The organism is Streptomyces griseomycini (assembly GCF_014203535.1).
Taxonomy (GTDB): domain Bacteria; phylum Actinomycetota; class Actinomycetes; order Streptomycetales; family Streptomycetaceae; genus Streptomyces; species Streptomyces griseomycini.
Genome location: NZ_JACHJI010000002.1, coordinates 348,252 through 374,228, shown reverse-complemented (window position 1 = coordinate 374,228; position 25,977 = coordinate 348,252). Strand labels below are relative to the sequence as shown.

Sequence of the window (25,977 nt, the reverse complement as noted above, 5' to 3'; positions counted from 1 at the left end):
CCGGTCGTCACGTGCTGTTCACCGGCGCGCCGTCATATGCCGTGGCATGGCGGCGCTCGTTCGAGGGCATAAGCCAGACAGGTCGACACCCGAACCACGGGTGTCGGATCTCAGCGGACGGCACGGGAGCCGTCCGCCCGGGAGGCCCTTTGCACCAGCCCGACCGTGCGGTCACGGCACGGAAGAAGCAGCGGAGGGCCGGTTCGTGGCCCGCTGTGCACCGGGGTGTGCGTGAGGGCCGTCGACCGGTCCAGCTCCGCCTCGTCGCTCCCCGACCTCATCCGAGGGGGTACGTCCTTCCGTGGTGACCAGCGCAAAGCGCCCCAAGCCAGACCGGCGCACCTATGTTCTCGACACCAGCGTCCTGCTGGCCGACCCCAAGGCCCTGAGCCGCTTCGACGAGCACGAGGTCGTGCTCCCCATCGTCGTGGTGACGGAACTGGAGGCCAAGCGGAACCACCCCGAACTCGGCTATTTCGCCCGCCAGGCGCTGCGCTTGCTGGACGACTACCGGGTGCGGTACGGCCGTCTCGACGCCCCCATTCCGACCGGGGACCTCGGCGGGACCGTGCGGGTCGAGCTCAACCACTCGGACCCCAGCGTGCTGCCCAGCGGCTACCGCCTGGGGGACAACGACTCCCGCATCCTCGCGGTCGCCCGCAACCTGCAGGCCGAAGGGTTCGACGTCACCGTCGTGTCGAAGGACCTCCCGCTCAGGATCAAGGCGTCCTCCGTCGGTCTCCTCGCCGAGGAGTACCGCGCGGAACTCGCCATCACGGACGCCTCCGGCTGGACCGGAATGTCCGAACTGACCCTGCCCGGCGAGCAGGTGGACGTCCTCTTCGAAGAGGGTCACGTGTACGTGCCCGAGGCCGCGCACCTGCCCGTGCACACCGGTCTGACCATCCAGTCCGAGCGCGGCAAGGCGCTCGGGCGGGTCACCGCCGACGGCAACGTCCGTCTGGTGCGCGGCGACCGGGAGGCGTTCGGCATCAAGGGCCGCAGCGCCGAACAGCGGATCGCGCTCGACCTGCTGCTCGACCCGGATGTCGGGATCGTGTCGATGGGCGGCCGGGCCGGCACCGGCAAGTCGGCGCTGGCGCTGTGCGCGGGGCTCGAGGCGGTGCTGGAGCGCCGGCAGCACCAGAAGGTGATGGTCTTCCGTCCGCTGTACGCGGTGGGCGGGCAGGAGCTCGGCTACCTGCCCGGCACCGAGGCGGAGAAGATGAGCCCCTGGGCGCAGGCCGTCTTCGACACGCTGTCGGCGGTCACCAGCCGTGAGGTCATCGAGGAGGTGACCGCGCGCGGCATGCTGGAGGTCCTGCCGCTGACGCACATCCGGGGCCGCTCGCTGCACGACGCGTTCGTGATCGTGGACGAGGCGCAGTCGCTGGAACGGAACGTCCTGCTGACCGTTCTGTCCCGGATCGGGGCCAATTCGCGGGTCGTCCTGACCCATGACGTCGCCCAGCGGGACAACCTGAGGGTCGGCCGGTACGACGGTGTGGTCGCCGTCGTGGAGAAGCTGAAGGGGCACCCGCTCTTCGCGCACGTCACCCTGACGCGGTCCGAGAGGTCCCAGATCGCCGCCCTTGTGACCGAAATGCTCGAAGACGGGCAGGTCTGATCCGATCATCCCAACAAGGGTCGGTTACGCAGTAGTTGGCGCCGTCCGGAAAAGGCGTAGAGCCTAGCCGGGCGGCGTCGGCGCGTGTGCGGATTTCCTGGAATCCCGGGGGCCAAACGGGGTGTGAGCTTTCACACGCAACGGAGAATTGCCTTGCACCGTCGGGTTACGGCAGAGTCTCACTCCTGTCAGGCCCCGCATACGACACACCTGTACCCCCAGCGGTACGGCACCACAGCACGGCACAGCTTCAACTGCATAGCGTCGTCGTATGCCGCCCGAGCAGCACGCGGCGCTCCCCTCGCGGGAGTTGCCCACCGGGCCCGCGCCTTCCGTGACCCGCAGTTGGGGAGGCCAGTGCCAGGGGCACGATTGCGTCCGCGAGGGTCACCGAAGCGGGCGATGCTGGAAGGAAACCGTGTGAGCCGGATCTCGGTCCGGGGATTCGCAGTGGCCTCGGCCACCGCGGTCACCGCTGTCGGAAGCGTCGTCGGCGTTGCCTCGGGCAGCACCGCGCAGAACAACGACGCCGAAGCGACGGCAGGCGGCACCACGCTGCTCGCGGACATCCCCGCGGGACAGCAGGCCCAGGTGCAGACCGCGTCCCTGACGCAGCAGGCCGAAACGATGGCCATCGCCGCGGACGCGAGCGCGAAGAAGGACGCGGAGGAGGCCGCCCGCAAGGCCGCCGCCGAAACCGCGATCGCCAAGAAGGAGGCCGCCGAGAAGGCGGCGAAGGCGAAGGAAGAGGCGAAGGAGCGCGCGGAGGCCAAGGCCGCCGCCAGCCGCGACGCAGCCCGGGACGCCTCGGACTTCGCCGTGCAGAGCTCGTACACGGTCGCCGAGGTGCAGGCGATGGCGCGCCAGATGGTGCCCGCCGGCCAGTTCCAGTGCTTCAGCAACATCGTGGACCACGAGTCCACCTGGAACTACAGGGCCGTCAACCCCTCCTCCGGCGCCTACGGCCTGGTCCAGGCGCTCCCGGGCTCCAAGATGGCCTCCGCCGGCGCCGACTGGCAGACCAACCCGGCCACCCAGATCAAGTGGGGCCTCAACTACATGAACGACCGCTACGGCAGCCCCTGCGGCGCGTGGTCGTTCTGGCAGGCCAACCACTGGTACTAGGAGATCCGGAGCCCTTCGGCCCTCCGATCCGCCGGCCCCCGGCCGCCGCTCAACCCCAGCACAGCCCCGCACCGTCCTACGGTGCGGGGCTTGCGCCATGTACGGTCTGACCGACGACTCCAGGGGGGAGTGGTGGGGAGCAACGGGGGAAGAGGACGGATCATGTCGCGAGTGCCAGGGTGGCTCGGCCGGGTCGGGACCCGGCTGACCGAGGTCAGCAAGCGGTTGGAGGAACGCCGCGCCGAGGTGGAGCGGGGTGACCGGGAGGACGGGGAGTCCGAACGGGAGACCACCGCGAAGCTCGTGCCGCCACCGCCCGACCACGCCCCCCTCGTCCAGCCCCGGCCCGACCCGGCGCAGGCCGTGCCGTGGGGGGTCCGGGTCGCGGCCGAGGCCGGCTGGCGGCTGCTGGTGCTGGCCGGCACGCTCTGGGTGCTCATGCGGGTGATCAGCGCCGTGCAGCTGGTGGTGCTGGCGTTCGCGGCCGCGCTGCTGATCACGGCGCTGCTGCAGCCGACGGTGGCGCGGCTGTGCCGGATCGGGGTGCCGCGCGGACCGGCCACCGCGCTGACGGCCCTGTTCGGGTTCGTCGTGATCGGCCTCATCGGCTGGTTCGTGACCTGGCAGGTCATGGAGAACATCGACCACCTCTCCGACCAGATCCAGGACGGCATCGACGAGCTGCGCAGGTGGCTGCTCAACAGCCCCTTCCACGTCACCGACAAGCAGATCAACGAGATCGCCAAGAACCTGCGGGACGCGGTCGGCGCCAACACCGAGCAGATCACCTCGGCGGGCATCGAGGGCGTGACGGTCGTCGTCGAGGCGCTCACCGGCATCCTGCTGGCGATCTTCTCGACGCTGTTCCTGCTCTACGACGGCCGGCGCATCTGGGAGTGGTCACTCAGGCTCGTCCCGGCCGCGGCCCGTCCGGGTGTCGCCGGTGCGGGTCCGGCCGCGTGGCGGACGCTCACGGCGTACGTGCGCGGCACGGTGGTGGTGGCCCTGATCGACGCGATCTTCATCGGCCTCGGCATCTACTTCCTCGACGTGCCGATGGCGGTGCCGCTCGCCGTCTTCATCTTCCTGTTCTCCTTCATCCCGCTCGTCGGTGCGGTGGTGTCCGGAGCGCTGGCGGTGGTCGTCGCGCTCGTCACGCAGGGCGTGTTCACGGGCGTCATGACCCTGGTGGTGGTCCTGGCGGTGCAGCAGATCGAGGGACACATCCTCCAGCCGTTCATCCTGGGCCGCGCGGTGCGCGTCCACCCGCTCGCGGTGGTGCTGGCGGTCTCCACGGGCGGCATGGTGGCCGGCATCGGCGGCGCGGTGGTCGCCGTACCGCTGGTCGCGGTCACCAACACCGTCGCCGTCTACCTGCGCGCGTACTCCCAGGAGGCGGCCGTGCGGCAGGCCGTCAGGCCCCGGGGCGCGACGGCGATGTCCTCGGCCGACGCCCCGGCGCCCACCGACACGGAACCGCCGGCTCCGGAGGAGGGGAAACGACCGGAGGACACCCGCGACCAGTAGCGGGAACGGCTGCGCCCGCCGCCTCCGGACGGCCGTGGCGTGCGGGGCCCCGCACGACGGCGGGCCCTACGACAGCGGGCCCGTCCACCGTGACCGGTGGACGGGCCCGATGCGCGGGCGGGCGCGGCGTCACTCCGCGAGGGCCGCCTCCGCGTCCAGTGTGGCGGCGACCGCCTGGATCACCGCGGCGATCTTGAACGCCTCCTGGATGACCTCACGCTCCACGCCGGCCTTGCGCAGCACCTGCTCGTGGGAGTCGAGGCACATGCCGCAGCCGTTGATCGCGGAGACCGCGAAGGACCAGAACTCGAAGTCGACCTTGTCGACGCCCGGGTTGCCGATGACGTTCATCCGCAGGCCGGCGCGCAGGTTGCCGTACTCGTGGTCCGACAGCAGGTGGCGGGTGCGGTAGAAGACGTTGTTCATCGCCATCACCGCGGCGGCGGCCTTGGCGGCCGTGTACGCCTCCGGCGACAGGTTCGCCTTCGCCTCCGGCTCCAGCTCGCGCAGCACGATCGCCGAGCGCGAGGCGATCGCCGTCGACAGCACCGTGCCCCACAGCTGCTGGGCCGGGAGGTCGGAGTTGCCGATGACCGAGCCCAGGTTGAGCTTCAGGTCCTTGGCGTAGTCCGGTATGCGGGACTTCAGGGAGTCGAGCGACACGTCAGATCACTCCCCGGCCAGCAGCGCGACCGGGTCCAGGGTCTCGTCGCCCTTGGTCCAGTTGCACGGGCAGAGCTCGTCGGTCTGCAGGGCGTCCAGGACCCGCAGGACCTCCTTCGGGTTACGGCCGACGGAGCCGGCGGTCACCATGGAGAACTGGATCTCGTTGTTCTGGTCGACGATGAAGACGGCGCGCTTGGCGAAGCCGTCCTCGCCCTCGATGCCGAGGTCGCGCATCAGCTCGTGCTTGGAGTCCGCCATCATCGGGAACGGCAGGTCGCGCAGGTCGTCGTGGTCCTTGCGCCAGGCGTGGTGGACGAACTCCGAGTCACCGGAGAAGCCGAGGATCTGGGCGTCGCGGTCGGCGAACTCGTCGTTCAGCTTGCCGAAGGCCGCGATCTCGGTCGGGCACACGAAGGTGAAGTCCTTGGGCCATGCGAAGACGATCTTCCACTTGCCCTCGTAGGTCTTGTGGGTGATCGTCTCGAACTCCTTGCCCTTCTCCAGCGAGACGCAGGCGGTCAGTTCGAACTCGGGGAACTTGTCACCGACAGTGAGCACAGGCTCTCCTTGCAGCGAAGAAACACCCGTTTTCCGGGTGTTTCCCATGGGTTGGACCTTATTGATGTTGGCACACGGTGCATTGATGAGTGAAATAGCTACACTCGGTCGTGTTGATCGGAGGTAGCTATTAGTGACCGTGCGTAAAAGGCGCAGGCAGCCGAGCCTCGCACAGTTGCGCGCCTTCGCCGCCGTGGCCGAGCATCTCCACTTCCGGGACGCCGCCGCGGCGCTCGGGATGAGCCAGCCGGCCCTGTCGGGCGCCGTGTCGGCGCTGGAGGAGGCACTCGGTGTCACGCTCCTGGAGCGTACGACGCGCAAGGTCCTGCTCTCACCGGCCGGCGAGCGGCTCGCCGTCCGCGCCAAGGCGGTGCTGGCGGAGGTCGGGGCGCTGACGGAGGAGGCGGACGCGCTGCGGGCGCCGTTCACCGGAGCGCTGCGACTCGGTGTGATCCCGACGGTGGCGCCGTACCTGCTGCCCACGGTCCTGCGGCTGGTCCACGACTGCTACCCGCACCTCGACCTCCAGGTGCACGAGGAGCAGACCGCCAGCCTGCTGGACGGGCTGGCCGGCGGCCGGCTCGACCTGCTGCTGCTCGCGGTGCCGCTCGGGGTCCCGGGGGTGACCGAGCTGCCCCTGTTCGACGAGGACTTCGTGCTGGTCACCCCGCTCGGCCACGGGCTCGGCGGCCGGGAGGGCATCCCCCGCAAGGCGCTGCGCGAGGTCAACCTGCTCCTCCTGGACGAGGGGCACTGCCTGCGCGACCAGGCCCTCGACATCTGCCGCGAGGCCGGCAGCGCGGGAGTCGCGGCCACCACGACGGCGGCGGGGCTGTCCACGCTCGTGCAGCTGGTCGCGGGCGGCCTCGGGGTGACGCTGCTGCCGCGCACCGCCGTCCAGGTCGAGACCACCCGCTCCGGCCGGCTCCTCACCGGCCGCTTCGCCGACCCGGCCCCCGGCCGCCGTATCGCCCTCGCCATGCGCACGGGCGCGGCGAGGGCGGCGGAGTACGAGGAACTGGCGACGGCCCTGCGCGAGGCGATGCGGGACCTGCCGGTACGGATCGTGCGGAGCTGACCTGCGGCGTGTGCGGGTCTGGTCTGTGGTGCGTGCGGGGCCGATCCGCGGTGGGTGCGGGGGCCGGCCCCCGCGGTTCGGCCCCGGGGCTACTCCGTGCGCAGGCCGTCCGGGCGCATCATGCGGAGCAGGGGCGGCAGGCTCAGCAGGGTCACCACCACGACCACCGCCGCGCCGATCCCGGTCATCTGCAGCACGCTCGGCCAGTCCACGCGGACCGACGTCGCGGTCATCCGCAGCAGCACCGCACCCAGCGTCACGCCCACCGCCGACGCCAGCAGCAGCCCCAGGCCGATCGGGATCGCCGTCTGCCACAGCACCGACAGGCTCAGCGTGCGCCGCCGGGTGCCGAAGGCGACCAGGGACGACAGCAGCTTGCGGCGCTCGCGCAACTGCTCCAGCTGGGAGACCAGCAGGCTCGCCCCGATCAGCGCGAGCACGGCCGTGGCGCCGACGGACAGACCGGTGCGGATGGATTCGTAGCGGTCGGAGCGCTCGGTGGCGTACCACGTCATCGGCTGGGCCGTCGGATCGATCGCGGCCGCCGCGTTGCGCACGTGCTCGTGGACGTACGGCACCGAGTCGTCGATCGCCAGGTACAGCTCCCCGCTGACCTCCTCCGCCAGGCCCGCGGGCATCGCGCCCGGGGTCATCAGGAAGCCGTTGCGCTTGTTGCCGGTCGGGTCCTCGATCGAGTCGGCCTGTCTCACCCCCTCGGGGAGGGTCCAGACGACGGCCCCGGGCCCGCTGGATCCGGACGTCTCCAGGTACAGCTTCCGGCCGGGCTCGTTCAGCGCCGCGGTCCCCTCGTCGTAGTCGCCGCCGCGGAGTGCGAACGCGTCGCCGTCCCGGCAGTCCGGCAGCTTCGCGACCTCCCGCAGGGTGGCGCAGTCGCCGACGGTCAGCAGCGCGCCGTTCTCCGGCTCCTTCGGCGGCGGCGTGTCGTAGAGGTAGCCCTCGGACAGGGCGTGGACCCGCCGTACGCCCTCGGTCTCCTCCAGCTTCGTCGCCGCCGCGGCGAGTTCCGTGCCCTCGGGCACCCGGACCTGCATCTGGGCCCGTGACACGTCGTAGCCGGTGGCCTCGGTGTAGTCGCTCTCCACCCCGGCGAACAGCATCTGCAGCGCGATCGCCCCGGCCACCGCGACCGCGATGCCGTTGACCATGCGGGCCGCCGCACCGCTGCTCAACTGCAGACGCCGCACCGCCAGCTGCCAGGACAGGCCGCCCGCGCCGAGCCGGGCGACGACCGTCTCGACGACCCACGGCAGCAGCGCGGTCACCCCGACGAGCAGGCAGATGACGCCGCCGACGACCAGGTACTGGTTGAAGTCCCCGTTCTCCCGGCCCTGGCCGATCATGGGGGTGAGCATGCCGACCCCGGCCAGCGGCAGCAGCAGCCGCCACCACAGCCGGCGCCGCGCGGGGCGCGCCGTGCGCACCACGCCCAGCGGTTCGATGACCACGCCGCGCAGCGCGAGCAGCGTCACCAGCACCGCGGCCGCCGGGACCGTCACCGCGACCAGCAGGACCAGCAGCGGCGAGGGGTTCAGATAACTGGGGAACACGCTGACGCCGAACACCTCGAAGGAGGCGGCGACCTCGCGTCCGGCCAGGAAGAAGCCGGTGCCGAGGACCAGTCCGAGCGACGCCCCCGCGAGCGCCTCGCCCGCGGCGATCCGCCGGGTCGCCCGGCTGTCGGAGCCGACCAGCCGCAGCGCCGCCAGCCTGCGGTCGCGCCGCTCGCCGCCGAACCGCACGGCCGCGGCGATGAACACGGCGACCGGCATCAGCAGCACCACGAAGACGACCAGGACCAGCAGGACCAGGACCGGATCCGTCTCCTCCTCCGTCGGGTCCGGGTCTCCGAACGCGTCGATGCGGGCCGCCGTGGAGCCGTCGATCCGCTCCGCGAGCCCCTCGGCGCCGGCGTAGTAGGCGAGTTCCTGCGAGCCGACGAGCCCCTGCTCGCCGATCGTGCCCACCACGTCGTACGGCAGCCGCTCGCGCAGCAGCTCGCCGCGGTCGGAGTCCAGCAGTTCCTCCAGCGCGGGGGAGACGACCATCGTGCCGGCCGCCGGGAACTCCCCCAGGCCGGGCGGCAGGGGGGCCTCGGGGCCGTCCGGCTCCACCAGCCGGCCGCGGACGTCCTCGTCCAGGTAGGTGGTGTCGACGTCCACGATGACCAGGGTGTCGTCCGCCTCGGGCACGACCTTGTGGACGAAGGTGTGGTCGAAGCGTGCCTCCTCGCGCCGGTCGCGTTCCGCCAGCGCGTTCGGCAGGGCGGTGGTGAGCAGCAGCAGCGCCACCCCCAGCCCGACGCCGACGGCGGTGAGCAGCGCCCTGACCCATCCCTCGCGCCCGCCGGCGAAGGCGAACCGGGCCCCCATGGCCAGATCGCGAGTCCACTGCCGGGCACTCATACGACGCGCTCCATGTCCCGGGACTTCCCGTCGCGCACGACGATCTCGCGGTCGGAGTACGCGGCCACCCGCGCCTCGTGGGTGACGAGGACGACGGCGGCGTTGGTGGACCGGGCGGCGTCGGTGAGCAGTTCCATCACGCGCTCGCCGTTGAGCGAGTCCAGCGCGCCGGTCGGCTCGTCGGCGAACACCACCCGCGGGCCCGTGACCAGTGACCTGGCCACGGCCACCCGCTGCCCCTGGCCGCCGGAGACCTCGCCGGGCCGCTTCTTGCGGACGTCGTCGACCTCCAGGCGCTCCAGCCAGGTCAGCGCCGCCCGCTCGGCCTCCTTGCGGGGGGTGCCGTTCAGCCGCAGCGGCAGGGCGACGTTCTCCACGCAGGTCAGCTCCGGCACGAGCTGGCCGAACTGGAAGACGAAGCCGAACTCCGAGCGCCGCAGCGCGCTGCGCCCGGCGTCGTTCATCGCGGTCAGCTCACGCCCGTTGTACGTGATCGACCCGGAGTCGGGCGTGACGATCCCGGCGAGGCAGTGCAGCAGCGTCGACTTGCCCGACCCGGAGGGTCCCATCACGGCGACGACCTCGCCGGGGTGGATGGAGAACGCGGCGCCGTCGAGCGCGGTCGTCGGGCCGTACGCCTTGCGCAGGTCCCGGGCGGCGAGCAGGGTGCCGGCGGGGACGGAGGGCGTGGCGGACACGGAGGTCACGGAGGTCATCGGGCCACCGCCTCACGGAGCTTGTCGAGGCGCGCCGCGGTCAGCTCCAGCCAGCGCAGGTCCGCCTCCAGGTGGAACAGGGCGTGGTCGCAGATGAGCTGGTCGGCCAGGTCGCCCTTGCGCTTGCGGTCGGTGAGGATCCGCATGCCGCGCAGGTGCTCCGAGCGCTGGGTGTCGAGGATGTCGGCGGCGTCGCGGCTGGTGAGCAGCGCGAGGACGACCTTGGTGTAGAGCGTCGACTGCAGGTACGGCTCCGGCTTCTCCGGTGTGGCGAGCCAGCGCTCGACATCGGTGATGCCGGCCTCGGTGATCGCGTACCGCTTGCGCTCGGGGCCGCCGCCGGCCTCGATGCCGTCGACCTCGACGAGCCCGTTCTTCAGCAGGCGGGACATCGTCGAGTAGACCTGGCCGTAGTGCAGCGGCCGGTCGTGACCGAACTTCTCGTCGAAGGCCCGCTTCAGGTCGTAGCCGTGGCGAGGGCCGGACTCCAGGAGCCCCAGAAGGGTGTGACCGATGGACATGCCGAGCACTCTACACATGGTGTATACGCACCGTGTATACACCATGTGTGCAGGTCGTGGCGGGGTGTACGGGACCCCAGGTGAGGGGCGATTGTCACGGTTCTGTCACCGAGGGGGCGACGGCGTGCGACCGCCGCTGCGGGGCGGGGGATCGGTGCCCTGCCGGGCGGCTGCCCGGGACGGGCCGCGCGGGGCCGCGGGACGGGGTGCTCGCGCCCGCCGGGCGGCCCGCTCCGAACGCCGCCTCTCCGCCCCGCCGACCGGTTGCCCGACCGGGGCGTCGGGGGGCGCAGGCGTGCGGTGCCGGGCGGTCGCCCGGGTGGGGTGTCGGCCGGGGGACGGGGGGCGTGGGCGGGGGCATCGGGTCGCCCGGATGGGGTGTCGCCCCGGTGGCCGGTCGGGGCGCGGGCGTGTGGTGCCGGGCGGTCGCCCGGGCCGGGGACGGGTGGTCATCCGGGGGAGTCGCCGGGAGGGCGGCGGGTGTCGTTCGGCGGGTGGGCGGGTGGGCGGCCCCGGCGGGGGAGGGGGCCCGCCTCGCCGGGGAGGCGGCCCGTCTCCGCGAGCGCCCGGCGCAGCAGGAACTCGATCTGGGCGTTGGCCGAGCGCAGCTCGTCGTTGGCCCAGCGGGCCAGCGCCTCGTACACCAGGGGGTCCAGCCGCAGCAGCACCTGTTTGCGCTGCTGCGGCCTGCGCCGAGGGGCCGTGCCCTCGGGGGAGTCCGAGGGGCCGGTCACTGGTAGAGCGTCCCGGTGTTGAGGACCGGCTGCGCGGAGCGGTCCCCGCACAGCACCACCATCAGGTTGGACACCATCGCCGCCTTGCGCTCGGGGTCCAGCTCCACGATGTCCTGCTCGGCGATCCGGGTCAGTGCGGCCTCGACCATGCCGACGGCTCCCTCCACGATCTTCTGCCGCGCCGCCACGACCGCGCCCGCCTGCTGCCGCTGGAGCATCGCCGAGGCGATCTCGGGGGCGTAGGCGAGGTGCGTGAAGCGGGACTCGATGATCTGCACGCCGGCCGCCTCCACGCGCGCGTGCAGTTCGACGGCGAGCTTCTCGGTGATCTCCTCGGCGTTGCCGCGCAGCGAGAGGCCGTCCTCCTCGTGGGCGTCGTAGGGGTACTCGATGGCGATGTGCCGGACGGCCGCCTCGGTCTGGGTGGAGACGAACTCGACGTAGTCGTCCACCTCGAAGGTGGCCTGGGCGGTGTCCTCCACCCGCCACACCACGACGGCGGCCAGTTCGATCGGGTTGCCGTAGGCGTCGTTCACCTTCAGGACGGCCGTCTCGTGGTTGCGCACCCGCGTCGAGATCCTGGTGCGCGAGGTCAGGGGGTTCACCCAGCGCAGGCCGTCCTGCCGGATCGTGCCCCGGTAGCGGCCGAACAGCTGGACCACCCGCGCCTCGCCCGGCGCCACCATGTTCAGCCCGCACATCGCGAGGAACGCGGCGAGCGCGACGAGGATGCCGCCGATGATCAGCACGGCCTTGACGCCGGTCCCGGTGACCGCCGTGGCGGTCGCGATCAGTCCGCCGCCGACCAGCAGCCCGGCCAGGCCGAGCAGCAGCGCCAGCCCGCCCCCGATGCTGTGCGCCGCGAACTCCCGCACGCGCGGAGCCGGCATCTCGGGCACGTCGGCCGTGACCTGCGTGTCGTGTGTGGACATGGGTGGTCCCCCGTTCCCTCGGGCGCCCTCCGCGCGCGGTGTGCGCGGCTAGCGTGTGTCTATCTAAGTGATATCACTTTATCGCATCCCGGCAACCTTGCACCTCTCCCGCACGTCGGTTCCATCGGGGCGGGTGCTGATTGTCACGCCCGTAAAGACCGGATCGGCAGCCCTTTGTCACAGCTCCCGGTGTTAGCTTTCTGAGCTGACCTGAGCGGCGAACCTGTGTGGCTGCCGAGCACACATGAACGAAGCGGAGCGGAACGGACGCATGGGACGAGCGGAAGAAAGACGCGCACGACAGCGCGGTGGGCGCCGAACGGCACCCCAGGGCCGCCGTCCGTCCGGTGCGGCCGACCGCACCGGCATACGCCGCCTGTTCACCTGGAAGAAGATCGTCGGCACGTTCTTCGGGCTCTGCCTGCTCGGCATGGGCGCCTTCATCGTGCTGTACATGATGATCGACATCCCGGAGGGGAACGCCGAGGCCGAGCTGCAGAGCAACGTCTACAAGTACAGCGACGGCAGCATCATGGCCCGTGACGGCGAGCGCAACCGCGAGATCGTCGACCTGGCCGAAATCCCCAAGGACGTCCAGCGCACCTTCGTCGCCGCCGAGAACAAGACCTTCTACAAGGACTCCGGCGTCGACATCAAGGGCACCGCGCGCGGTGTGCTCAACACCCTCACCGGCAAGGGCAAGCAGGGTGGCTCCACGATCACCCAGCAGTACGTCAAGAACTACTACCTGACGCAGGACCAGACCGTCACCCGCAAGCTGAAGGAACTGGTCATCTCCCTGAAGCTGGACCGGGAGAAGTCCAAGGACTACATCCTCGCCGGCTACATCAACACCAGCTTCTACGGCCGCGGCGCCTACGGCATCCAGGCCGCCGCCCAGGCCTACTACCGCGTCGACGCCGAGGACCTCACGGTCGAACAGGGCGCGTACCTCGCCGCGCTGCTCCAGGCGCCGAACCAGTACGACTGGGCGATCGCCAGCGAGGCCGGCAAGGATCTGGTCCAGGAGCGCTGGAACTACGTCCTGGACAACATGGTCGAGCAGAAGTGGCTGGACCGGGCCGAGCGCCAGGGCATGGAGTTCCCGGTCCCCGAGGAGCCCAGGCCCGCCACCGGGATGGAGGGCCAGACCGGCTACCTGGTCGAGGCGGCCAACACCGCGCTCAAGCAGCAGCTCGTCGCCCAGGGCGCGGCCGAGGACATGAAGCAGGCCGACGCCATGCTGGACCTCGGCGGCTACACCGTCACGCTCAACATCGACAAGAAGAAGCAGGCCGCGCTGGAGAAGGCCGTCAAGACCCAGCTCACCGACAAGCTCGACCCGGAGGAGCGCGAGGTCGACGCCGACGTCCAGGCCGGCGCCGTCTCCGTGGACCCGAAGACGGGCGCGGTCGTGGCGATGTATGGCGGCGTGGACTACGTGAAGCACTACACGAACAACGCCACCCGCGACGACTACCAGCCCGCCTCCACCTTCAAGCCGGTCATCCTGGCCGCAGCCGTGGAGGAGGGGGCCGAGACGCAGGACGGCCGGCCGATCACGGCCAACACCCTCTACGACGGCACCAGTGAGCGCCCGGTCGTGGACGACGGCCGGAAGGTCGGCTTCGCCCCCGAGAACGAGGACGACCGGAACTACGGCGACATCACCGTCCAGACGGCGATGAACAAGTCGGTCAACTCCGTCTTCGCGCAGATGGGCGTCGACGTCGGCATGGAGAAGGTGATGGAGACCGCGGGCAGGCTCGGCATGGACGCCGAGGACCTCCAGGCGGTGCCCGCGCAGACCCTGGGCTCCATGGGCGCCAGCCCCCTGGAGATGGCCGGCGTCTACGCCACGCTCGACAACCACGGCAAGAAGACCACTCCGACGATCATCAAGTCCGTGGAGCACCGCAGCCGGACCGTCACCGTGCCCGACGCGATCGGCGAGCAGGTCATCAGCCGCGAGACCGCCGACACGGTCACCTCGGTGCTGACCGGCGTGGTCGACGACGGCACGGCGCGCGCGGCCGTCCTCGACAACCCGCTGCGCGACGGCCAGCAGGTCGCCGGCAAGACCGGTACCTCCGACGACAACCTGTCGGCCTGGTTCACCGGCTTCACGCCCGACCTGGTGACCTCGGTCGGCCTGTTCGGCGAGGACGACGAGCCGCCGCACAAGCAGGTCGAGATGTACGGCGCGGGCGGCGAGCCCCGCGTCAACGGCGGTGGCTTCCCGGCGCAGATCTGGGCGGCGTACACCTTCGGCGTGATGGAGGAGACCAGCGAGTTCGACCTGGAGACGACCCAGGGCGCGGCCGTGAGGCCGCCCTCGACGCCGCCGCCCTCGCAGTCGCCGTCGCAGTCGCCGAGCCAGGAGCCGACCACCGAGGCACCGACCAGCGAGGCGCCGTCGCAGACCCCGTCCCAGCAGCCGACGACCCAGCCGCCGAGCCAGACCCCGACGTCGCAGCCGCCGACGAACCTGCCGTCGGGCTCGCCGACCTTCGAGATCCCGGAGAACCCGGGCGATCCGGACCAGGACCGGAACCAGCAGGAGTAGGCGGGGAGCGCACGGGACGAGAGACGTCAGGGGCGCCCGGTGATCCCACCGGGCGCCCCTGACGCCGTCGTACGCTTCGGTCGCGGTCCGGCCGCGGCCCGGTCGCGGGTCAGCTGTGGTTCAGCTCGAACCACACCACCTTGCCCGTGCTCAGCCGGGTCGCGCCCCACCGCCGGGCCAGCCGGTTCACCAGGTACAGCCCGCGCCCGCCCTCGTCCGTGGCGCGCGCCTGCCGCAGCCGCGGCAGCTGCGGCACGTCGTCGCCGACCTCGCAGCGCAGCACGTCGGTGCGCAGCAGCCGCAGCGTGACCGGCCGGGTCGCGTACCGCACGGCGTTGGTCACCACCTCGCTGACCAGCAGCTCCACCGAGTCGCTCAGCTCCTCCAGGCCCCAGCGGGACAGCGCCCGCCGGACCAGGCGCCGGGCCCGGCCGGGGGCGGCGTCCTCCGGCTCCAGGAACCAGTACGCCACGTCGCTCGGCGCGATCCCGTCGAAGCGGGCGGCGAGCAGCGCGATGTCGTCGTCCCGGTCGCCCGGGCCGAGCATGTCCAGCACCTCGTCGCACAGCGCCTCCAGCGGCGGCGGCGGATGGTCCGGGCCGGTCAGCTGCGCGGTCGCGGCGAGCTTCTCGCGCAGTTGCTCGATGCCGGTCCACACGTCCCGCAGCCGGGACTCCACCAGGCCGTCGGTGTACAGCAGCAGGGTCGCCCCGGCGGGCGCGTCCAGCTCCACGGCCTCGAAGTCCACCCCGCCGACGCCGATCGGGGCGCCCGCGGGCACCCGCAGCACCTCCGCCCGGCCGCCCAGGTGCAGCAGCACGGGCGGCGGGTGGCCGGCGTTGGCGACGGTGATGCGGTGCGAGACCGGGTCGTAGACCGCGTACAGGCAGGTCGCCATGCGGTCCACGCCGAGCCGTTGCGCCTGCTCGTCGAGGTGGTGCAGCACCTCCTGCGGCGGCAGGTCCAGCCCGGCCAGGGTCTGCGCGGTGGTGCGCAGCTGGCCCATGATCGCGGCGGAGGTCATGGAGTGCCCCATGACGTCCCCGACGACCAGCGCGACCCGGCTGCCCGGCAGCGGGATGGCGTCGTACCAGTCGCCGCCGACCCGCGCGGTCTCCGCGGCCGGCAGGTAGCGGGACGCCAGCCGCACGCCGGTGCAGCGGGGCAGGTGCTCCGGCAGCATGGTGCGCTGCAGCTCGTCCGCGATGTACGCCTCACGCCCGTACAGCACCGCCTTGTCGATGCCCAGCGCGCTGTGCGTGGCGAGCTGCGCGGCCACCAGCAGGTCGTCGGCCTCGAACGGGATGCGCTCCGGGCGGCGCAGGAACAGCGCCGCGCCGATCACCCGGCGCCGGCCGCGCAGCGGCGCGAGGATCGCCCGCTGCCCGTCCGGCACGGCCGCGGCGCCGTCCGCACCGAGGAGCTCGGGCAGCGCGGCGCGGGCGGCCGGCGCGTCCGTGAACACCGGCCGGACGCCGCGCAGCACCTCGGCGAGCGCGCTGCCGGGCCGCACCGTGCACAGCTCCTCGCCGACCGAGTCCAGTTCGTCCGGCTCCGGCGGGGCGATCGGGGCGAACCCGCTCTCGGTGTCGCGGTCGGTGGGGATCCGGTCGGTACGGCGCAGTCGCAGCACCAGCGGGCCGGTGGGCCGCTCGTCGCCGACCGGCAGCGGCTCGCGCAGGTAGACCAGGATCGTGTCGGAGAAGGTGGGCACGGTGGCCCGGCACAGCCCCATCACGATCTCGTCCAGGTCGAGGCCGCGGGCGATCCGCCGGGTCGCCGCGCCGACGAACCTCAGCCGGTCGCCGTCCCGCCGCATCGGCGTGGGCCGTCCGGGTGCGGTGACCTGTCCGGTGCGGCGCTCCCGGCCGTCCCGGCCCTGCGCCGGGCGGCCGCCCTGGTCCGCGGCCGGCTGGGCCGGGATGCCCTCGGACACGGGCCGCGGCCGGTGCGTGTCCGGCGCGGCGCCCTGCTCGGCGCCCGGCTGGGAGTGCTCGGAGACGGGGCCGGTGGCCGTGTCCTGGCCGGAGGCGGCCGTGTCCGGCACCGCCCCGGACGACACGGACGAGGCGGGGGGCGTGGAGGGTGCGGGGGACGCGGCCCCGGGCGCGCCCGGCTCGCCGCCGGAGCGGGCCTGTACCGGTAAGGCGGCCCCCGTGCCCGGCGCGCGGACCGGTCCCTGGGCAGGCACGAGCGCCCCGCGGGGATCCGCCGGGTCCGCACCCGGCTGCGGGCGGTCGAAGGAGGTCGGCTGCTCCGTCACGCGTGTGAAGTCCATCCGTCCGGGACTGCGCGCCGTGCGCGCAGTGCGTCCCGCCGAAACTCCGATACCCGCAATACGTGCCTCAGGAACGGAATTCCCGTGTGGTCAGAGGTTGTTGCTGTGCCGCCGGACGACCGTCCCCGGCCCGTACGGGTGTTGCCGTACCCCTCGCTCACGTCCTGCCGCCCCTCGGTGACGATCGGTCAAGCCCAGCGACTGTCCTGTTGGTTGCTGCCCTCGTGTCCTTGCGGAGGACGATCCTACGTTTCTTGCCCGGGGGCGTATCAAGGGTCTCACGGGGACACGTGCGCGGGCGTACGGTCCCAGTCCTGTGGGAGTGACGGTACCGTCCAGGACGGGTCCGGGCGCCAGTCCGGCCAGCCGTCCGAGAACGGCGGCCCCCAGGCGGCGATCACCTCCACCGCGGCCCGTCCGGCCTCCCGCACCCTCCCGGCCAGCGCCTCGTCCACCAGTCCGTCGCGCTGCGCCTGCGCGAACTCGTCCTCGTCCCGCCAGTGCCAGCTGCGGTCCGGGTGCACGGATATGTCCAGGAAGTGGTCCTCGGAGTCCACCCCGCCCGCCCAGCGGGCCAGCGGCTCCTCCAGGTTCACGTACCAGTTCTTGAACTGCCAGCCCTGGTCCCAGAACAGCCACACCGACCAGGGCTCACCGGGCCGGGCCAGCTTCAGCACACCGGTGCCGAACCAGCGGTCGCGCTGCACGGTGCGCGGCTTGGTGTACCGGGTGGCCAGCGGTTCCCGGTGCACGGGCGTGCCGTCGGCGAGCACCGGCCTCACGCACTCGGTGCCGGGCGCCATCCACACGGCGAGCAGTTCCGGGTCGTCGCGCACGACCGTGACGGGGCGCGCGATGTGGAAGCGCGCGCCGCCGTTCTCCCGGTACCGCCACAGGATCTGCGTCCCCGGCGCCCAGAAGCCCGCCGCACCGCCCGCGTCCCCGCGTCCGGCGCCCCTCACCGCTCCGCCCTCTGTCATGCGCAGATATTAGGTGCCCCGGGCACGCGACGCTGCGGCCCCCGTCACGGTCCGCCCGGGGCACGGCGTCCTACGGCCGGGTCATCCGCAGCACGTCCAGCGCCTCGTCGAGCTGCTCGACGGTGAGGTCGCCGCGCTCGACGTAGCCGCCCTCCAGCACCGCCTGCCGGATGGTCTTCCGTTCGGCCAGCGCCCTCTTGGCGACCTTGGCGGCCTCCTCGTAGCCGATGTACTTGTTGAGCGGGGTGACGACGGACGGCGAGGACTCGGCGTACTCCCGGGCGCGGTCGCGGTGCGCGACGATCCCGTCGACCGTGCGGTCGGCGAGCAGCCGGGAGGCGTTCGCGAGCAGCCGGACCGACTCCAGCACGTTCTTGGCGATGACCGGCAGCATCACGTTGAGCTCGAAGTTGCCCGAGGCGCCGGCGGTGGTCACGGTCACGTCGTTGCCGACGACCTGCGCGCAGACCATGAGCACGGCCTCCGGGACGACCGGGTTGACCTTGCCGGGCATGATCGAGGAGCCGGGCTGGAGGTCGGGGAGGCTGATCTCCGCGAGGCCCGTGCGCGGACCGGAGGACATCCACCGCAGATCGTTGGCGATCTTCGTCAGTCCGACCGCGACGGTCCGCAGCTGGCCGCTGGTCTCCACGATGCCGTCCCGGGCGCCCTGCGCCTCGAAGTGGTCGCGCGCCTCGGTCAGCGGCAGCCCGGTGACCCGGGCGACCTCCTCGATGACGGCGGCGGAGAAACCCGGCGGGGTGTTGATGCCGGTGCCGACGGCGGTCCCGCCCAGCGGCAGTTCCGCGAGGCGCGGCAGGGAGGCGTTCAGCCGCTCGATCCCGTACCGCACCTGGGCCGCGTAACCGCCGAACTCCTGGCCGAGCGTCACGGGCGTGGCGTCCATCAGGTGCGTCCGCCCGGACTTCACCACGTCGGCGAACTCCTCGGCCTTGCGCTCCAGGGCGGCCGCGAGGTGCTCGAGGGCCGGGACCAGGTCGCGGGTGACGGCGGCGGTGGCCGCGATGTGGATCGACGACGGGAAGACGTCGTTGGACGACTGCGAGGCGTTGACGTGGTCGTTGGGGTGCACGTCCCGCCCGAGCCGTTCGCTCGCGAGGGTGGCGACGACCTCGTTGGCGTTCATGTTGGACGAGGTCCCGGAGCCGGTCTGGAACACGTCGACCGGGAAGTGCTCGTCCCACCGGCCCTCGGCGACCTCGGCGGCCGCCTCCTGGATCGCCGCGGCGATGTCCTCGTCGAGCACCCCGAGCCGGGCGTTCACCTTCGCCGCGGCGCCCTTGATGCGGGCGAGGGCCTCGATGTGGGCGCGTTCGAGACGCTGCCCGGAGATCGGGAAGTTCTCCACGGCGCGCTGGGTCTGGGCGCGCCACTTGGCGTCGGCCGGGACTCTCACCTCCCCCATGGAGTCGTGCTCGATGCGGTAGCGCCGGTCGTCGTCCGTGGTCGTCATCGTGGTACCTCCGAAGGTTCACAGCAGCGGTCCCGGCGGGGCGTATTCCCCGCCGGTGCCCTGCCGTCAGCATCCCGCGCGGGCCCGCGGAACGGGTCCCGCCCCGCCGCGAGGGGCGGCGGGGCGGGGCGTCCGGCGGGGACCGGCGGCGGTCAGGCGCCCTGGAGGGTCACGTCGTCGAGCACGAAGCTCGTCTGCAGGGACGCGTCCTCGCTGCCCGTGAACGTCACGGTCACCTGGCGGCCCGCGTACGCGGTCAGGTCGACCGAGCGCTGCACGTAGCCGCTGCGGGCGTCGGCGTTGGACAGCGTGGCGAGCGTGCTGCCGTCGGCCTTCACCGTGAACCGGTCGTACGGCGTCGACCCGGACTCGTCGGTGTCGATGTGCAGCCAGTAGCCCAGCGTCACCCGGGCGCAGCCGGAGGGGACGGTCACCGTCTGGCCGATCGCCTCGGTGCGGGTGGAGCCGTAACCGGCCAGCCAGGCGAAACGGGTCCCGCCGTGGGCCGACTGGCCCGAGTGGGCGCCGATCGCCCCGGTGTTCCCGGTCCACGGCGCGGTGCCGCTCTCGAAGCCGCCGTTGGCGACGGCGCCGGCGGTGTCGCAGCCGCCGCCGGCGCCGGTGTCCACGGCCCGCTGCCACAGGGTGTGGGCGATGCCGTCGGCCGCGCGGTCCAGGCCGGTGGTGTTGATGTTGGAGAGGGTGTCGCAGGACCGGTGGTAGCAGGGGTCGTAGGAGGCACCGGCCGTGCCGCCCCACTTGGCGGCCTGCGCGGACGTCTTGCGGGCGCCGGCGCCCATCGCGTAGCCGGAGGTCGGGATGCCGTACTGCTCGAAGGAGTAGTCGTCGCTGCGTCCGGCGCCCTCGGTGTTCTCCTCGGGCTGCAGGCCCAGCGAGTCCCAGTACGCCTTCATCGGCGCGGCGGCGGCCGAGGTGATGTGGTTGATGAAGTAGCCGCCGTTGACGGAGGCGACCATGTCGAAGTTGTAGTACGCCTTGATCCTGGAGCGTTCGGCCGAGGAGAGCGAACGGACGTAGAAGTCGGATCCGTTGAGGCCCTGCTCCTCGTCGGTCCACCAGGCGAAGCGGACCCGGTCGCGCATCGTGGGGTTCTGCTGCGCCAGCGTGAGGGCGGTCTCGAGGAGCGCGGCCGAGCCGGAGCCGTTGTCGTTCATGCCGGGGCCCGCCGAGACGCCGTCGAGGTGGGCGCCGAACATGTGGACGTCGTTCGCGTCGCCGTGCGGCCACTCGGCGATCAGGTTGGGGCCGGCCCCGCTGGTGCAGCCGGAGGTGCAGGGCTGCTCGGTGACGGTGTAGCCGGCCGCCTGCAGCCTGCCCTTCACATAGGCGACCGAGTCGTCGTAACCCTGGCCGGTGGAGCGGCGGTTGCCGCCGTTGCGGCCGGCGATGGCGCTCAGTTCCGTCAGGTGCGCCTTCACCTTGGTCACGTCGACGTCGGGCGCGGCGTTCGCGGACGCGGTGGTGGTGGACGTGGTGGTGGACCGGTCCGTGTCGGCCGCTGCGGCGGGGAGTGTGCCGCAGCCGAGCGCGACGGCGAGGGAGAGGCTCGCCAGGGCGAGTCTTCGTTTCACCTTGTTCTCCTTCGGGAGGTGGCTGTGGGGTGAGCCGTGCAAGGCGTGACATGGCATGGGCATGTCGGGATGGCGAGAAGAGTCGCGTGGGAGGTTGAGGGAGTCAACGGAATCGGCGCCCGCGAGGGCAGGTTGTCCAAAAACGGAACATGATGTCCGTTATCCGGACGGCTACGGTGAGGGGGTGTCAGAGGACCAGCACGGGGTGACCGTGGACGACGGTGTCGAACTGCCGAGGCCTGCCGAGGGCGAGGTGTGGGCGGTGGGCGCGGTGATCCTCGACGGGAACGGCAGGGCGTTCGCCCAGAGGCGCGCGCCCGACCGCCGCCTCTTCCCCGACTGCTGGGACGTCGTGGGCGGACACGTGGAGCCCGGCGAGTCCCTGCTCGGCGCGCTCGTCCGCGAGGTCGCCGAGGAGACGGGCTGGCGGGTGCGCCGGGTGCGGCGGCTGCTCGGCGTCACCGCCTGGACCGGGGACGACGGTCTCGGGACGCGGCACGAGGCCGACTTCCTCGTCGAGGTCGACGGCGACCTGCGCCGCCCCGCCCTGGAGCGGTCCGAGCACACCGCCCACGGCTGGTTCGGGCCCGGCGACCTCGACCGGCTCAAGGAGAACCGCGCCCCGGGGGAGTTCCTCGTCCACGACCTGATCGCGGCGGCGCTGCGGGACGTCCCGGCGCCGGCCGGTACGGCAGGCCCGTCCGGGGGCTCGGCCCCCGGGGACGGGACGGGGAGGGGCGGCGGGGGCGGAACCCCCGCCCGGCGCCCCCGCGGTGCTACGCCAGCCCCGGCCCCCGCACCGGAATGCTCGTGAACGTCGGCTGCGGCGCCGGGTCCTGGAAGAAGTCGTTGCCCTTGTCGTCGACGACGACGAACGCCGGGAAGTCCTCGACCTCGATCTTCCAGACGGCCTCCATGCCCAGCTCCTCGTACTCGAGGACCTCGACCTTCTTGATGCAGTCCTGGGCCAGGCGCGCCGCCGGGCCACCGATGGACCCGAGGTAGAAGCCGCCGTGCGCGGCGCACGCGTCGGTGACCTGCTTGCTGCGGTTGCCCTTGGCGAGCATGACCTTGGAGCCGCCCGCCGCCTGGAACTGCTCGACGTAGGAGTCCATCCGGCCGGCCGTGGTCGGACCGAAGGAACCGGAGGCGTAGCCCTCGGGGGTCTTGGCCGGACCGGCGTAGTACACCGGGTGGTCCTTGAGGTACTGGGGCATCTCCTCGCCCGCGTCCAGCCGCTCCTTGATCTTGGCGTGCGCGATGTCGCGGGCCACGACCAGCGGGCCGGTGAGCGACAGCCGGGTCTTCACCGGGTACTTGGTGAGCTCCGCGAGGATGTCGTCCATCGGCTGGTTGAGGTCGATGCGGACCACGTCCCCGTCCGACTCCAGCTGCTCGTCCGTCGTCTCGGGCAGGAAGCGCGCCGGGTCCTTCTCCAGCTGCTCCAGGAAGACGCCCTCGGCGGTGATCTTCGCGACGGCCTGCCGGTCGGCGGAGCAGGAGACGGCGATGGCGACCGGGCAGGACGCGCCGTGCCGCGGCAGCCGGACCACGCGCACGTCGTGGCAGAAGTACTTGCCGCCGAACTGCGCGCCGATGCCGATCTTCTGCGTCAGCTCGAAGACCTTCTCCTCCAGTTCCTTGTCCCGGAAGCCGTGCCCGAGCGGCGAGCCCTCGGTCGGCATGTTGTCCAGGTAGTGCGCGGAGGCGTACTTGGCGGTCTTCAGCGCGTACTCGGCCGAGGTGCCGCCGACGACGATCGCCAGGTGGTACGGCGGGCAGGCGGCCGTACCGAGCGAACGGATCTTCTCCTCCAGGAACTTCATCATGGAGGCCTCGTTCAGGACGGCCTTGGTCTCCTGGTACAGGAAGCTCTTGTTGGCCGAGCCGCCGCCCTTGGCCATGAACAGGAACTTGTAGGCGTCGCCGTCGGTCGCGTACAGCTCGATCTGGGCGGGGAGGTTGGAGCCGGTGTTCTTCTCCTCCCACATGGTGAGCGGGGCCATCTGCGAGTAGCGCAGGTTGAGCCTGGTGTACGCGTCGTAGATGCCCCGGGACAGGGCCTCCTCGTCGCGGCCCCCGGTCAGCACGTTCTGGCCGCGCTTGCCCATGACGATCGCGGTGCCGGTGTCCTGGCACATGGGGAGCACGCCGGCCGCCGCGATGTTCGCGTTCTTCAGCAGGTCCAGGGCGACGAACTTGTCGTTGGACGACGCCTCGGGGTCGTCGACGATGCGGCGCAGCTGGGCGAGGTGCGCGGGGCGCAGGTAGTGCTGGATGTCGTGGATGGCCTCCTCGGCGAGCCTGCGCAGCGCCTCCGGCTCCACCCTGAGGAAGGTCCGCCCGTCGGCCTCGAAGGTGGAGACACCTTCGGAGGTCACCAGCCGGTAGGGGGTGGTGTCCTCTCCCATGGGGAGCAGATCGGCGTACTCGAACTCAGGCATCTCGCCCATTCCTCACTCGACAGACGGCCGCCCGCCGACACTGGCGGGCGGCCACCAGCCTAGGACGTGCCGTCGGCGGCGGGCTTGTGAGGTTGTCCTCAGTCGTCCCGCACCCGTCCGTCCCCTGCCCGCCCGTCCCGCACTCGTCCCCGACAGGGGGTAGTCGCGATCTATCGCGTTTGGGTACGCTGGTGCCGTGGACCTTCAGAAGCACGCCCAGCAGCCGGACACGGCCCCGCGCCCCGCCGACCTGCGCGCCTCGGACGCCGACCGCGACCGCGTCGCCGACCTCCTGCGCGACGCCCTCGCGGAGGGCCGCCTGACCGCCGACGAGCACGCCGAGCGCGTCGAGGGTGTGCTGGCCGCCAAGACGGTCGGGGAGCTGGAGGAGTTCATCCGGGACCTCCCGGCCGCCCACCAGCGGCGCGCGGCCCCCGTGTCCGCGCCCCACCGCCCCACCGCGGGCGCGATACCGGCGGAGCCCGACGGCAGCGTGGTCGCGGTCTTCAGCGCCGCCGTCCGCAGGGGCCGCTGGCGGACCGGCCGCCGCATCCACGCGTACGCGGTCTTCGGCAGCGTCGAGATCGACCTCTGCGAGGCGCTCTTCGACCACCAGCAGGTCATGATCAAGGCCTTCTCGGTCTTCGGCAGCGTCGAGGTCCGCGTCCCGGAGAACGTGTCGCTGCGCGGCACGGGCGGCGGCGTCCTCGGCAGCTTCGAGGTGGACACGCTGGACGCGACCGACCCCGAGGCCCCCGTGGTCTACGTGGACGGCTGGGCGGTGCTGGGCAGCATCGAGGCGCGGCCCAGGCGCGGCAAGCTCGTGGCGGACATCCTCGACAAGGTGCAGCGCTCGGTCGACCGGAGTGTGCGCAAGCACCTGGACCGCTGACGCCCGTGAACCGGCTGGTGGCGGAGTCGCTCCGTCCGCCGGCGGCGGGGCGGGCCGGTGCCGGAGTCCGGTGCCGGGCGCGGCGGTTCGGGACTCAGTGCATAGGCACGCGCACAACGGGTAAGCCTTGCTGCATCGTGTCTCGCTCGCGAAGCCGTCGTCAGGAGTAGACCGTGCTGCAACCGCCGCATTCGTCCCTGCAGGTAGCTGCCGTTCCGGCCCAGCGGGCGGCCGGGCGAGACAGGGACCAGGACGCCCCCTGGCACACCGAGGCGGTGTGCCGGCGCGACGAGGCCGGACTGTTCTTCGCACCCTCGAAGGAGCCCACCGCCGCCCGGCTCTCCCGCGAGGAGGCGGCCAAGCGGGTCTGCGCCCGCTGCCCGGTGATGGTGGAGTGCCGCGAGCACGCCCTGCTGCAGCCCGAGCCCTACGGCGTCTGGGGCGGCCTGACCGCCGCCGAGCGCCGCGTGGTGCTGGCCCGGCGCAGGCGGCGCGAGATGGAGCTGAAGAAGGCGGCCCGCGCGACGGGCCGCATAGCCGCGGCCGGCTGAGACGGACGGGAGAAGGGCGCCCCCTCCGCACAGGGGGCGCCCTTCCCGGCGCCGGGGAGCGGTTCTGCCTCAGGGGCCCGGGGAACTGCGCGACCGGTCACCACCGGCCCGCACCCGCCCGTGATCCGCACCCTCGTGGTGCGACGGCACCACCGCGCCACCGGCGGGGTTCACTTCGCCCGGTCGAAGTCGATCGCGCTGTAGGCACGCAGCTTGCTCAGCCGGTGCTCGGAGTCGATCCGGCGGACCGTGCCCGACTTGGAGCGCATCACGATCGAGTCGGTCGTGGCGGTCTCGGAGCGGTAGCGCACCCCGCGCAGCAGCTCGCCGTCGGTGATGCCGGTGGCCACGAAGAAGACGTTCTCGCCGGAGACCAGGTCGTCGGTCGTCAGCACCCGGTCCAGGTCGTGCCCGGCGTCGACGGCCCGCTGCCGCTCCTCGTCGTCCTTGGGCCACAGCTTGCCCTGGATGGTGCCGCCCAGGCACTTCACGGCGCAGGCCGAGATGATGCCCTCGGGAGTGCCGCCGACGCCGAGCAGCAGGTCGATGCCGGTGCCCTCGCGCAGGGCGAGGATCGAACCGGCCACGTCGCCGTCGGAGATCAGCTTGATGCGCGCGCCGGTCTCCCGGATCTCCTTGATGATGCCCTCGTGGCGCGGCCGGTCCAGGATCACCACGGTGACGTCCTCGGGGGTGACCCGCTTGGCCTTGGCGACCCGGCGGATGTTCACGTTCACCGGCGCGTTGATGTCGACGAAGTCGGCGGCCTCGGGGCCGGTGACCAGCTTGTCCATGTAGAACACGGCCGACGGGTCGAACATCGAGCCGCGCTCGGCCGCGGCCAGCACCGCGATCGCGTTCGTCATGCCCTTGGCGGTCAGCGTGGTGCCGTCGATCGGGTCGACGGCGATGTCGCACTCCGGCCCGGTCCCGTCGCCCACGCGCTCCCCGTTGAAGAGCATCGGGGCCTCGTCCTTCTCGCCCTCGCCGATGACGACGACGCCGTTCATCGAGACGGTGGAGACGAGGGTCCGCATGGCGCGCACCGCGGCGCCGTCGGCGCCGTTCTTGTCCCCGCGCCCGACCCAGCGGCCGGCGGCCATCGCCGCGGCCTCGGTGACCCGTACGAGCTCCAGGGCGAGGTTGCGGTCGGGGGCCTCGGAGGGGACATCGAGCTCGGACGGCAGGTGATGGTGTTCGGTCATCGGAGCGCACCTTTCTGTACGACGACGGCCGGATGAGGGTGTGAGGCACGACTCTATCGCCAGTCCGACAAAATGAGCAGGGGCCCCC

Annotated in this window: 20 protein-coding genes and 1 pseudogene; 8 read left to right on the top strand and 13 right to left on the bottom strand. The window is 72.0% G+C overall.

The window, feature by feature from the left end; genetic code table 11:
• Window positions 1-301: 301 nt before the first annotated feature.
• The 3 genes from phoH2 (at window position 302) to FHS37_RS06215 (ending at window position 4,279) form a co-directional block, all read left to right on the top strand.
• On the top strand, window positions 302-1,627 hold the full coding sequence (phoH2, locus tag FHS37_RS06225) for an RNA 5'-3' helicase PhoH2 (protein ID WP_184818026.1): 1,326 nt from the start codon (window positions 302-304) through the stop codon (window positions 1,625-1,627).
• A 420-nt stretch (window positions 1,628-2,047) separates the two neighbouring features.
• The gene (locus FHS37_RS06220) at window positions 2,048-2,752 is read left to right on the top strand and encodes an aggregation-promoting factor C-terminal-like domain-containing protein (protein WP_184818025.1); all 705 of its coding nucleotides are present in this window, start codon (window positions 2,048-2,050) and stop codon (window positions 2,750-2,752) included.
• Window positions 2,753-2,914: 162 nt separating this feature from the next.
• Complete coding sequence (locus tag FHS37_RS06215) at window positions 2,915-4,279, top strand: AI-2E family transporter (RefSeq protein ID WP_184818024.1); 1,365 nt, start codon at window positions 2,915-2,917, stop codon at window positions 4,277-4,279.
• A 129-nt stretch (window positions 4,280-4,408) separates the two neighbouring features.
• On the opposite strand, the gene FHS37_RS06210 is transcribed toward FHS37_RS06215, so the two are convergent.
• The gene (locus FHS37_RS06210; protein WP_184818023.1) at window positions 4,409-4,942 is read right to left on the bottom strand and encodes an alkyl hydroperoxide reductase; all 534 of its coding nucleotides are present in this window, start codon (window positions 4,940-4,942) and stop codon (window positions 4,409-4,411) included.
• Between the two features lie 6 nt (window positions 4,943-4,948).
• On the bottom strand, window positions 4,949-5,503 hold the full coding sequence (locus FHS37_RS06205; protein WP_184818022.1) for a peroxiredoxin: 555 nt from the start codon (window positions 5,501-5,503) through the stop codon (window positions 4,949-4,951).
• A gap of 133 nt (window positions 5,504-5,636) precedes the next feature.
• Between FHS37_RS06205 and FHS37_RS06200 the strand changes: the two genes are divergently transcribed.
• The gene (locus FHS37_RS06200; RefSeq protein WP_184818021.1) at window positions 5,637-6,581 is read left to right on the top strand and encodes a LysR substrate-binding domain-containing protein; all 945 of its coding nucleotides are present in this window, start codon (window positions 5,637-5,639) and stop codon (window positions 6,579-6,581) included.
• Window positions 6,582-6,670: 89 nt separating this feature from the next.
• Here FHS37_RS06200 and FHS37_RS06195 read toward each other — a convergent pair whose 3' ends face one another.
• The 5 genes from FHS37_RS06195 to FHS37_RS06175 all read right to left on the bottom strand — a co-directional run bounded on the left by FHS37_RS06195 (window position 6,671) and on the right by FHS37_RS06175 (window position 11,907).
• Window positions 6,671-9,004 (bottom strand): ABC transporter permease, encoded by a 2,334-nt coding sequence (locus tag FHS37_RS06195; protein WP_184818020.1) that lies wholly within the window; start codon window positions 9,002-9,004, stop codon window positions 6,671-6,673.
• Complete coding sequence (locus tag FHS37_RS06190) at window positions 9,001-9,720, bottom strand: ABC transporter ATP-binding protein (protein ID WP_184818019.1); 720 nt, start codon at window positions 9,718-9,720, stop codon at window positions 9,001-9,003. The genes FHS37_RS06195 and FHS37_RS06190 overlap by 4 nt, the downstream gene beginning before the upstream one ends.
• Window positions 9,717-10,241 carry a PadR family transcriptional regulator gene (locus FHS37_RS06185; RefSeq protein WP_004926339.1) on the bottom strand — a complete coding sequence of 175 codons (525 nt, stop codon included), beginning with the start codon at window positions 10,239-10,241 and terminating at the stop codon, window positions 9,717-9,719. Before FHS37_RS06185 ends, FHS37_RS06190 begins: the two co-directional genes overlap by 4 nt.
• A 449-nt stretch (window positions 10,242-10,690) precedes the next feature.
• The gene (locus tag FHS37_RS06180; protein ID WP_184818018.1) at window positions 10,691-10,975 is read right to left on the bottom strand and encodes a type II toxin-antitoxin system antitoxin; all 285 of its coding nucleotides are present in this window, start codon (window positions 10,973-10,975) and stop codon (window positions 10,691-10,693) included.
• Window positions 10,972-11,907 carry an SPFH domain-containing protein gene (locus FHS37_RS06175; RefSeq protein WP_184818017.1) on the bottom strand — a complete coding sequence of 312 codons (936 nt, stop codon included), beginning with the start codon at window positions 11,905-11,907 and terminating at the stop codon, window positions 10,972-10,974. Before FHS37_RS06175 ends, FHS37_RS06180 begins: the two co-directional genes overlap by 4 nt.
• Window positions 11,908-12,178: 271 nt before the next feature.
• On the opposite strand from FHS37_RS06175, the gene FHS37_RS06170 reads away from it, so the two are divergent.
• Entirely contained in the window at window positions 12,179-14,473 is a 2,295-nt protein-coding gene (locus tag FHS37_RS06170) for a transglycosylase domain-containing protein (RefSeq protein WP_184818016.1), read from the top strand.
• Between the two features lie 109 nt (window positions 14,474-14,582).
• Here FHS37_RS06170 and FHS37_RS06165 read toward each other — a convergent pair whose 3' ends face one another.
• The 4 genes from FHS37_RS06165 to FHS37_RS06150 form a co-directional block, all read right to left on the bottom strand.
• Window positions 14,583-16,751: a SpoIIE family protein phosphatase gene (locus FHS37_RS06165; protein ID WP_184818015.1), complete on the bottom strand. Its 2,169-nt coding sequence runs from the start codon at window positions 16,749-16,751 to the stop codon at window positions 14,583-14,585.
• Between the two features lie 278 nt (window positions 16,752-17,029).
• The gene (gene fomD / locus FHS37_RS06160; protein WP_184818014.1) at window positions 17,030-17,731 is read right to left on the bottom strand and encodes a cytidylyl-2-hydroxypropylphosphonate hydrolase; all 702 of its coding nucleotides are present in this window, start codon (window positions 17,729-17,731) and stop codon (window positions 17,030-17,032) included.
• A gap of 70 nt (window positions 17,732-17,801) precedes the next feature.
• Window positions 17,802-19,205, bottom strand: coding sequence for a class II fumarate hydratase (locus tag FHS37_RS06155; RefSeq protein ID WP_184818013.1), 1,404 nt, complete (start codon window positions 19,203-19,205; stop codon window positions 17,802-17,804).
• Between the two features lie 152 nt (window positions 19,206-19,357).
• Window positions 19,358-20,797, bottom strand: coding sequence for a M20/M25/M40 family metallo-hydrolase (locus FHS37_RS06150; protein ID WP_184818012.1), 1,440 nt, complete (start codon window positions 20,795-20,797; stop codon window positions 19,358-19,360).
• Between the two features lie 211 nt (window positions 20,798-21,008).
• Between FHS37_RS06150 and FHS37_RS39125 the strand changes: the two are divergent.
• A pseudogene (locus FHS37_RS39125) lies at window positions 21,009-21,464 on the top strand (NUDIX hydrolase); the annotation flags it as partial.
• Window positions 21,465-21,573: 109 nt separating this feature from the next.
• On the opposite strand, the gene FHS37_RS06140 reads toward FHS37_RS39125, so the two are convergent.
• The gene (locus tag FHS37_RS06140; RefSeq protein WP_184818011.1) at window positions 21,574-23,250 is read right to left on the bottom strand and encodes a fumarate hydratase; all 1,677 of its coding nucleotides are present in this window, start codon (window positions 23,248-23,250) and stop codon (window positions 21,574-21,576) included.
• Window positions 23,251-23,437: 187 nt separating this feature from the next.
• Here FHS37_RS06140 and FHS37_RS06135 point away from each other — a divergent pair, with 187 nt between their 5' ends.
• Entirely contained in the window at window positions 23,438-24,133 is a 696-nt protein-coding gene (locus FHS37_RS06135) for a DUF1707 SHOCT-like domain-containing protein (protein WP_184818010.1), read from the top strand.
• Window positions 24,134-24,306: 173 nt separating this feature from the next.
• The gene (locus tag FHS37_RS06130) at window positions 24,307-24,684 is read left to right on the top strand and encodes a WhiB family transcriptional regulator (protein WP_184818009.1); all 378 of its coding nucleotides are present in this window, start codon (window positions 24,307-24,309) and stop codon (window positions 24,682-24,684) included.
• Window positions 24,685-24,854: 170 nt separating this feature from the next.
• Here the strand turns inward: FHS37_RS06130 and glpX are convergent, their stop codons facing one another.
• The gene (gene glpX, locus FHS37_RS06125) at window positions 24,855-25,889 is read right to left on the bottom strand and encodes a class II fructose-bisphosphatase (protein ID WP_184818008.1); all 1,035 of its coding nucleotides are present in this window, start codon (window positions 25,887-25,889) and stop codon (window positions 24,855-24,857) included.
• Between the last annotated feature and the right edge of the window lie 88 nt (window positions 25,890-25,977).

What these genes read in the sequence shown, in the direction of transcription:
- glpX (WP_184818008.1), bottom strand. Translation starts at nt 25,889, where the DNA reads ATGACCGAACACCATCACCTGCCGTCCGAGCTCGATGTCCCCTCCGAG.
- FHS37_RS06140 (WP_184818011.1), bottom strand. Translation starts at nt 23,250, where the DNA reads ATGGGCGAGATGCCTGAGTTCGAGTACGCCGATCTGCTCCCCATGGGA.
- FHS37_RS06195 (WP_184818020.1), bottom strand. Translation starts at nt 9,004, where the DNA reads ATGAGTGCCCGGCAGTGGACTCGCGATCTGGCCATGGGGGCCCGGTTC.
- fomD (WP_184818014.1), bottom strand. Translation starts at nt 17,731, where the DNA reads ATGACAGAGGGCGGAGCGGTGAGGGGCGCCGGACGCGGGGACGCGGGC.
- FHS37_RS06155 (WP_184818013.1), bottom strand. Translation starts at nt 19,205, where the DNA reads ATGACGACCACGGACGACGACCGGCGCTACCGCATCGAGCACGACTCC.
- FHS37_RS06185 (WP_004926339.1), bottom strand. Translation starts at nt 10,241, where the DNA reads ATGTCCATCGGTCACACCCTTCTGGGGCTCCTGGAGTCCGGCCCTCGC.
- FHS37_RS06215 (WP_184818024.1), top strand. Translation starts at nt 2,915, where the DNA reads ATGTCGCGAGTGCCAGGGTGGCTCGGCCGGGTCGGGACCCGGCTGACC.
- FHS37_RS06175 (WP_184818017.1), bottom strand. Translation starts at nt 11,907, where the DNA reads ATGTCCACACACGACACGCAGGTCACGGCCGACGTGCCCGAGATGCCG.
- FHS37_RS06165 (WP_184818015.1), bottom strand. Translation starts at nt 16,751, where the DNA reads ATGGACTTCACACGCGTGACGGAGCAGCCGACCTCCTTCGACCGCCCG.
- FHS37_RS06170 (WP_184818016.1), top strand. Translation starts at nt 12,179, where the DNA reads ATGGGACGAGCGGAAGAAAGACGCGCACGACAGCGCGGTGGGCGCCGA.
- FHS37_RS06190 (WP_184818019.1), bottom strand. Translation starts at nt 9,720, where the DNA reads ATGACCTCCGTGACCTCCGTGTCCGCCACGCCCTCCGTCCCCGCCGGC.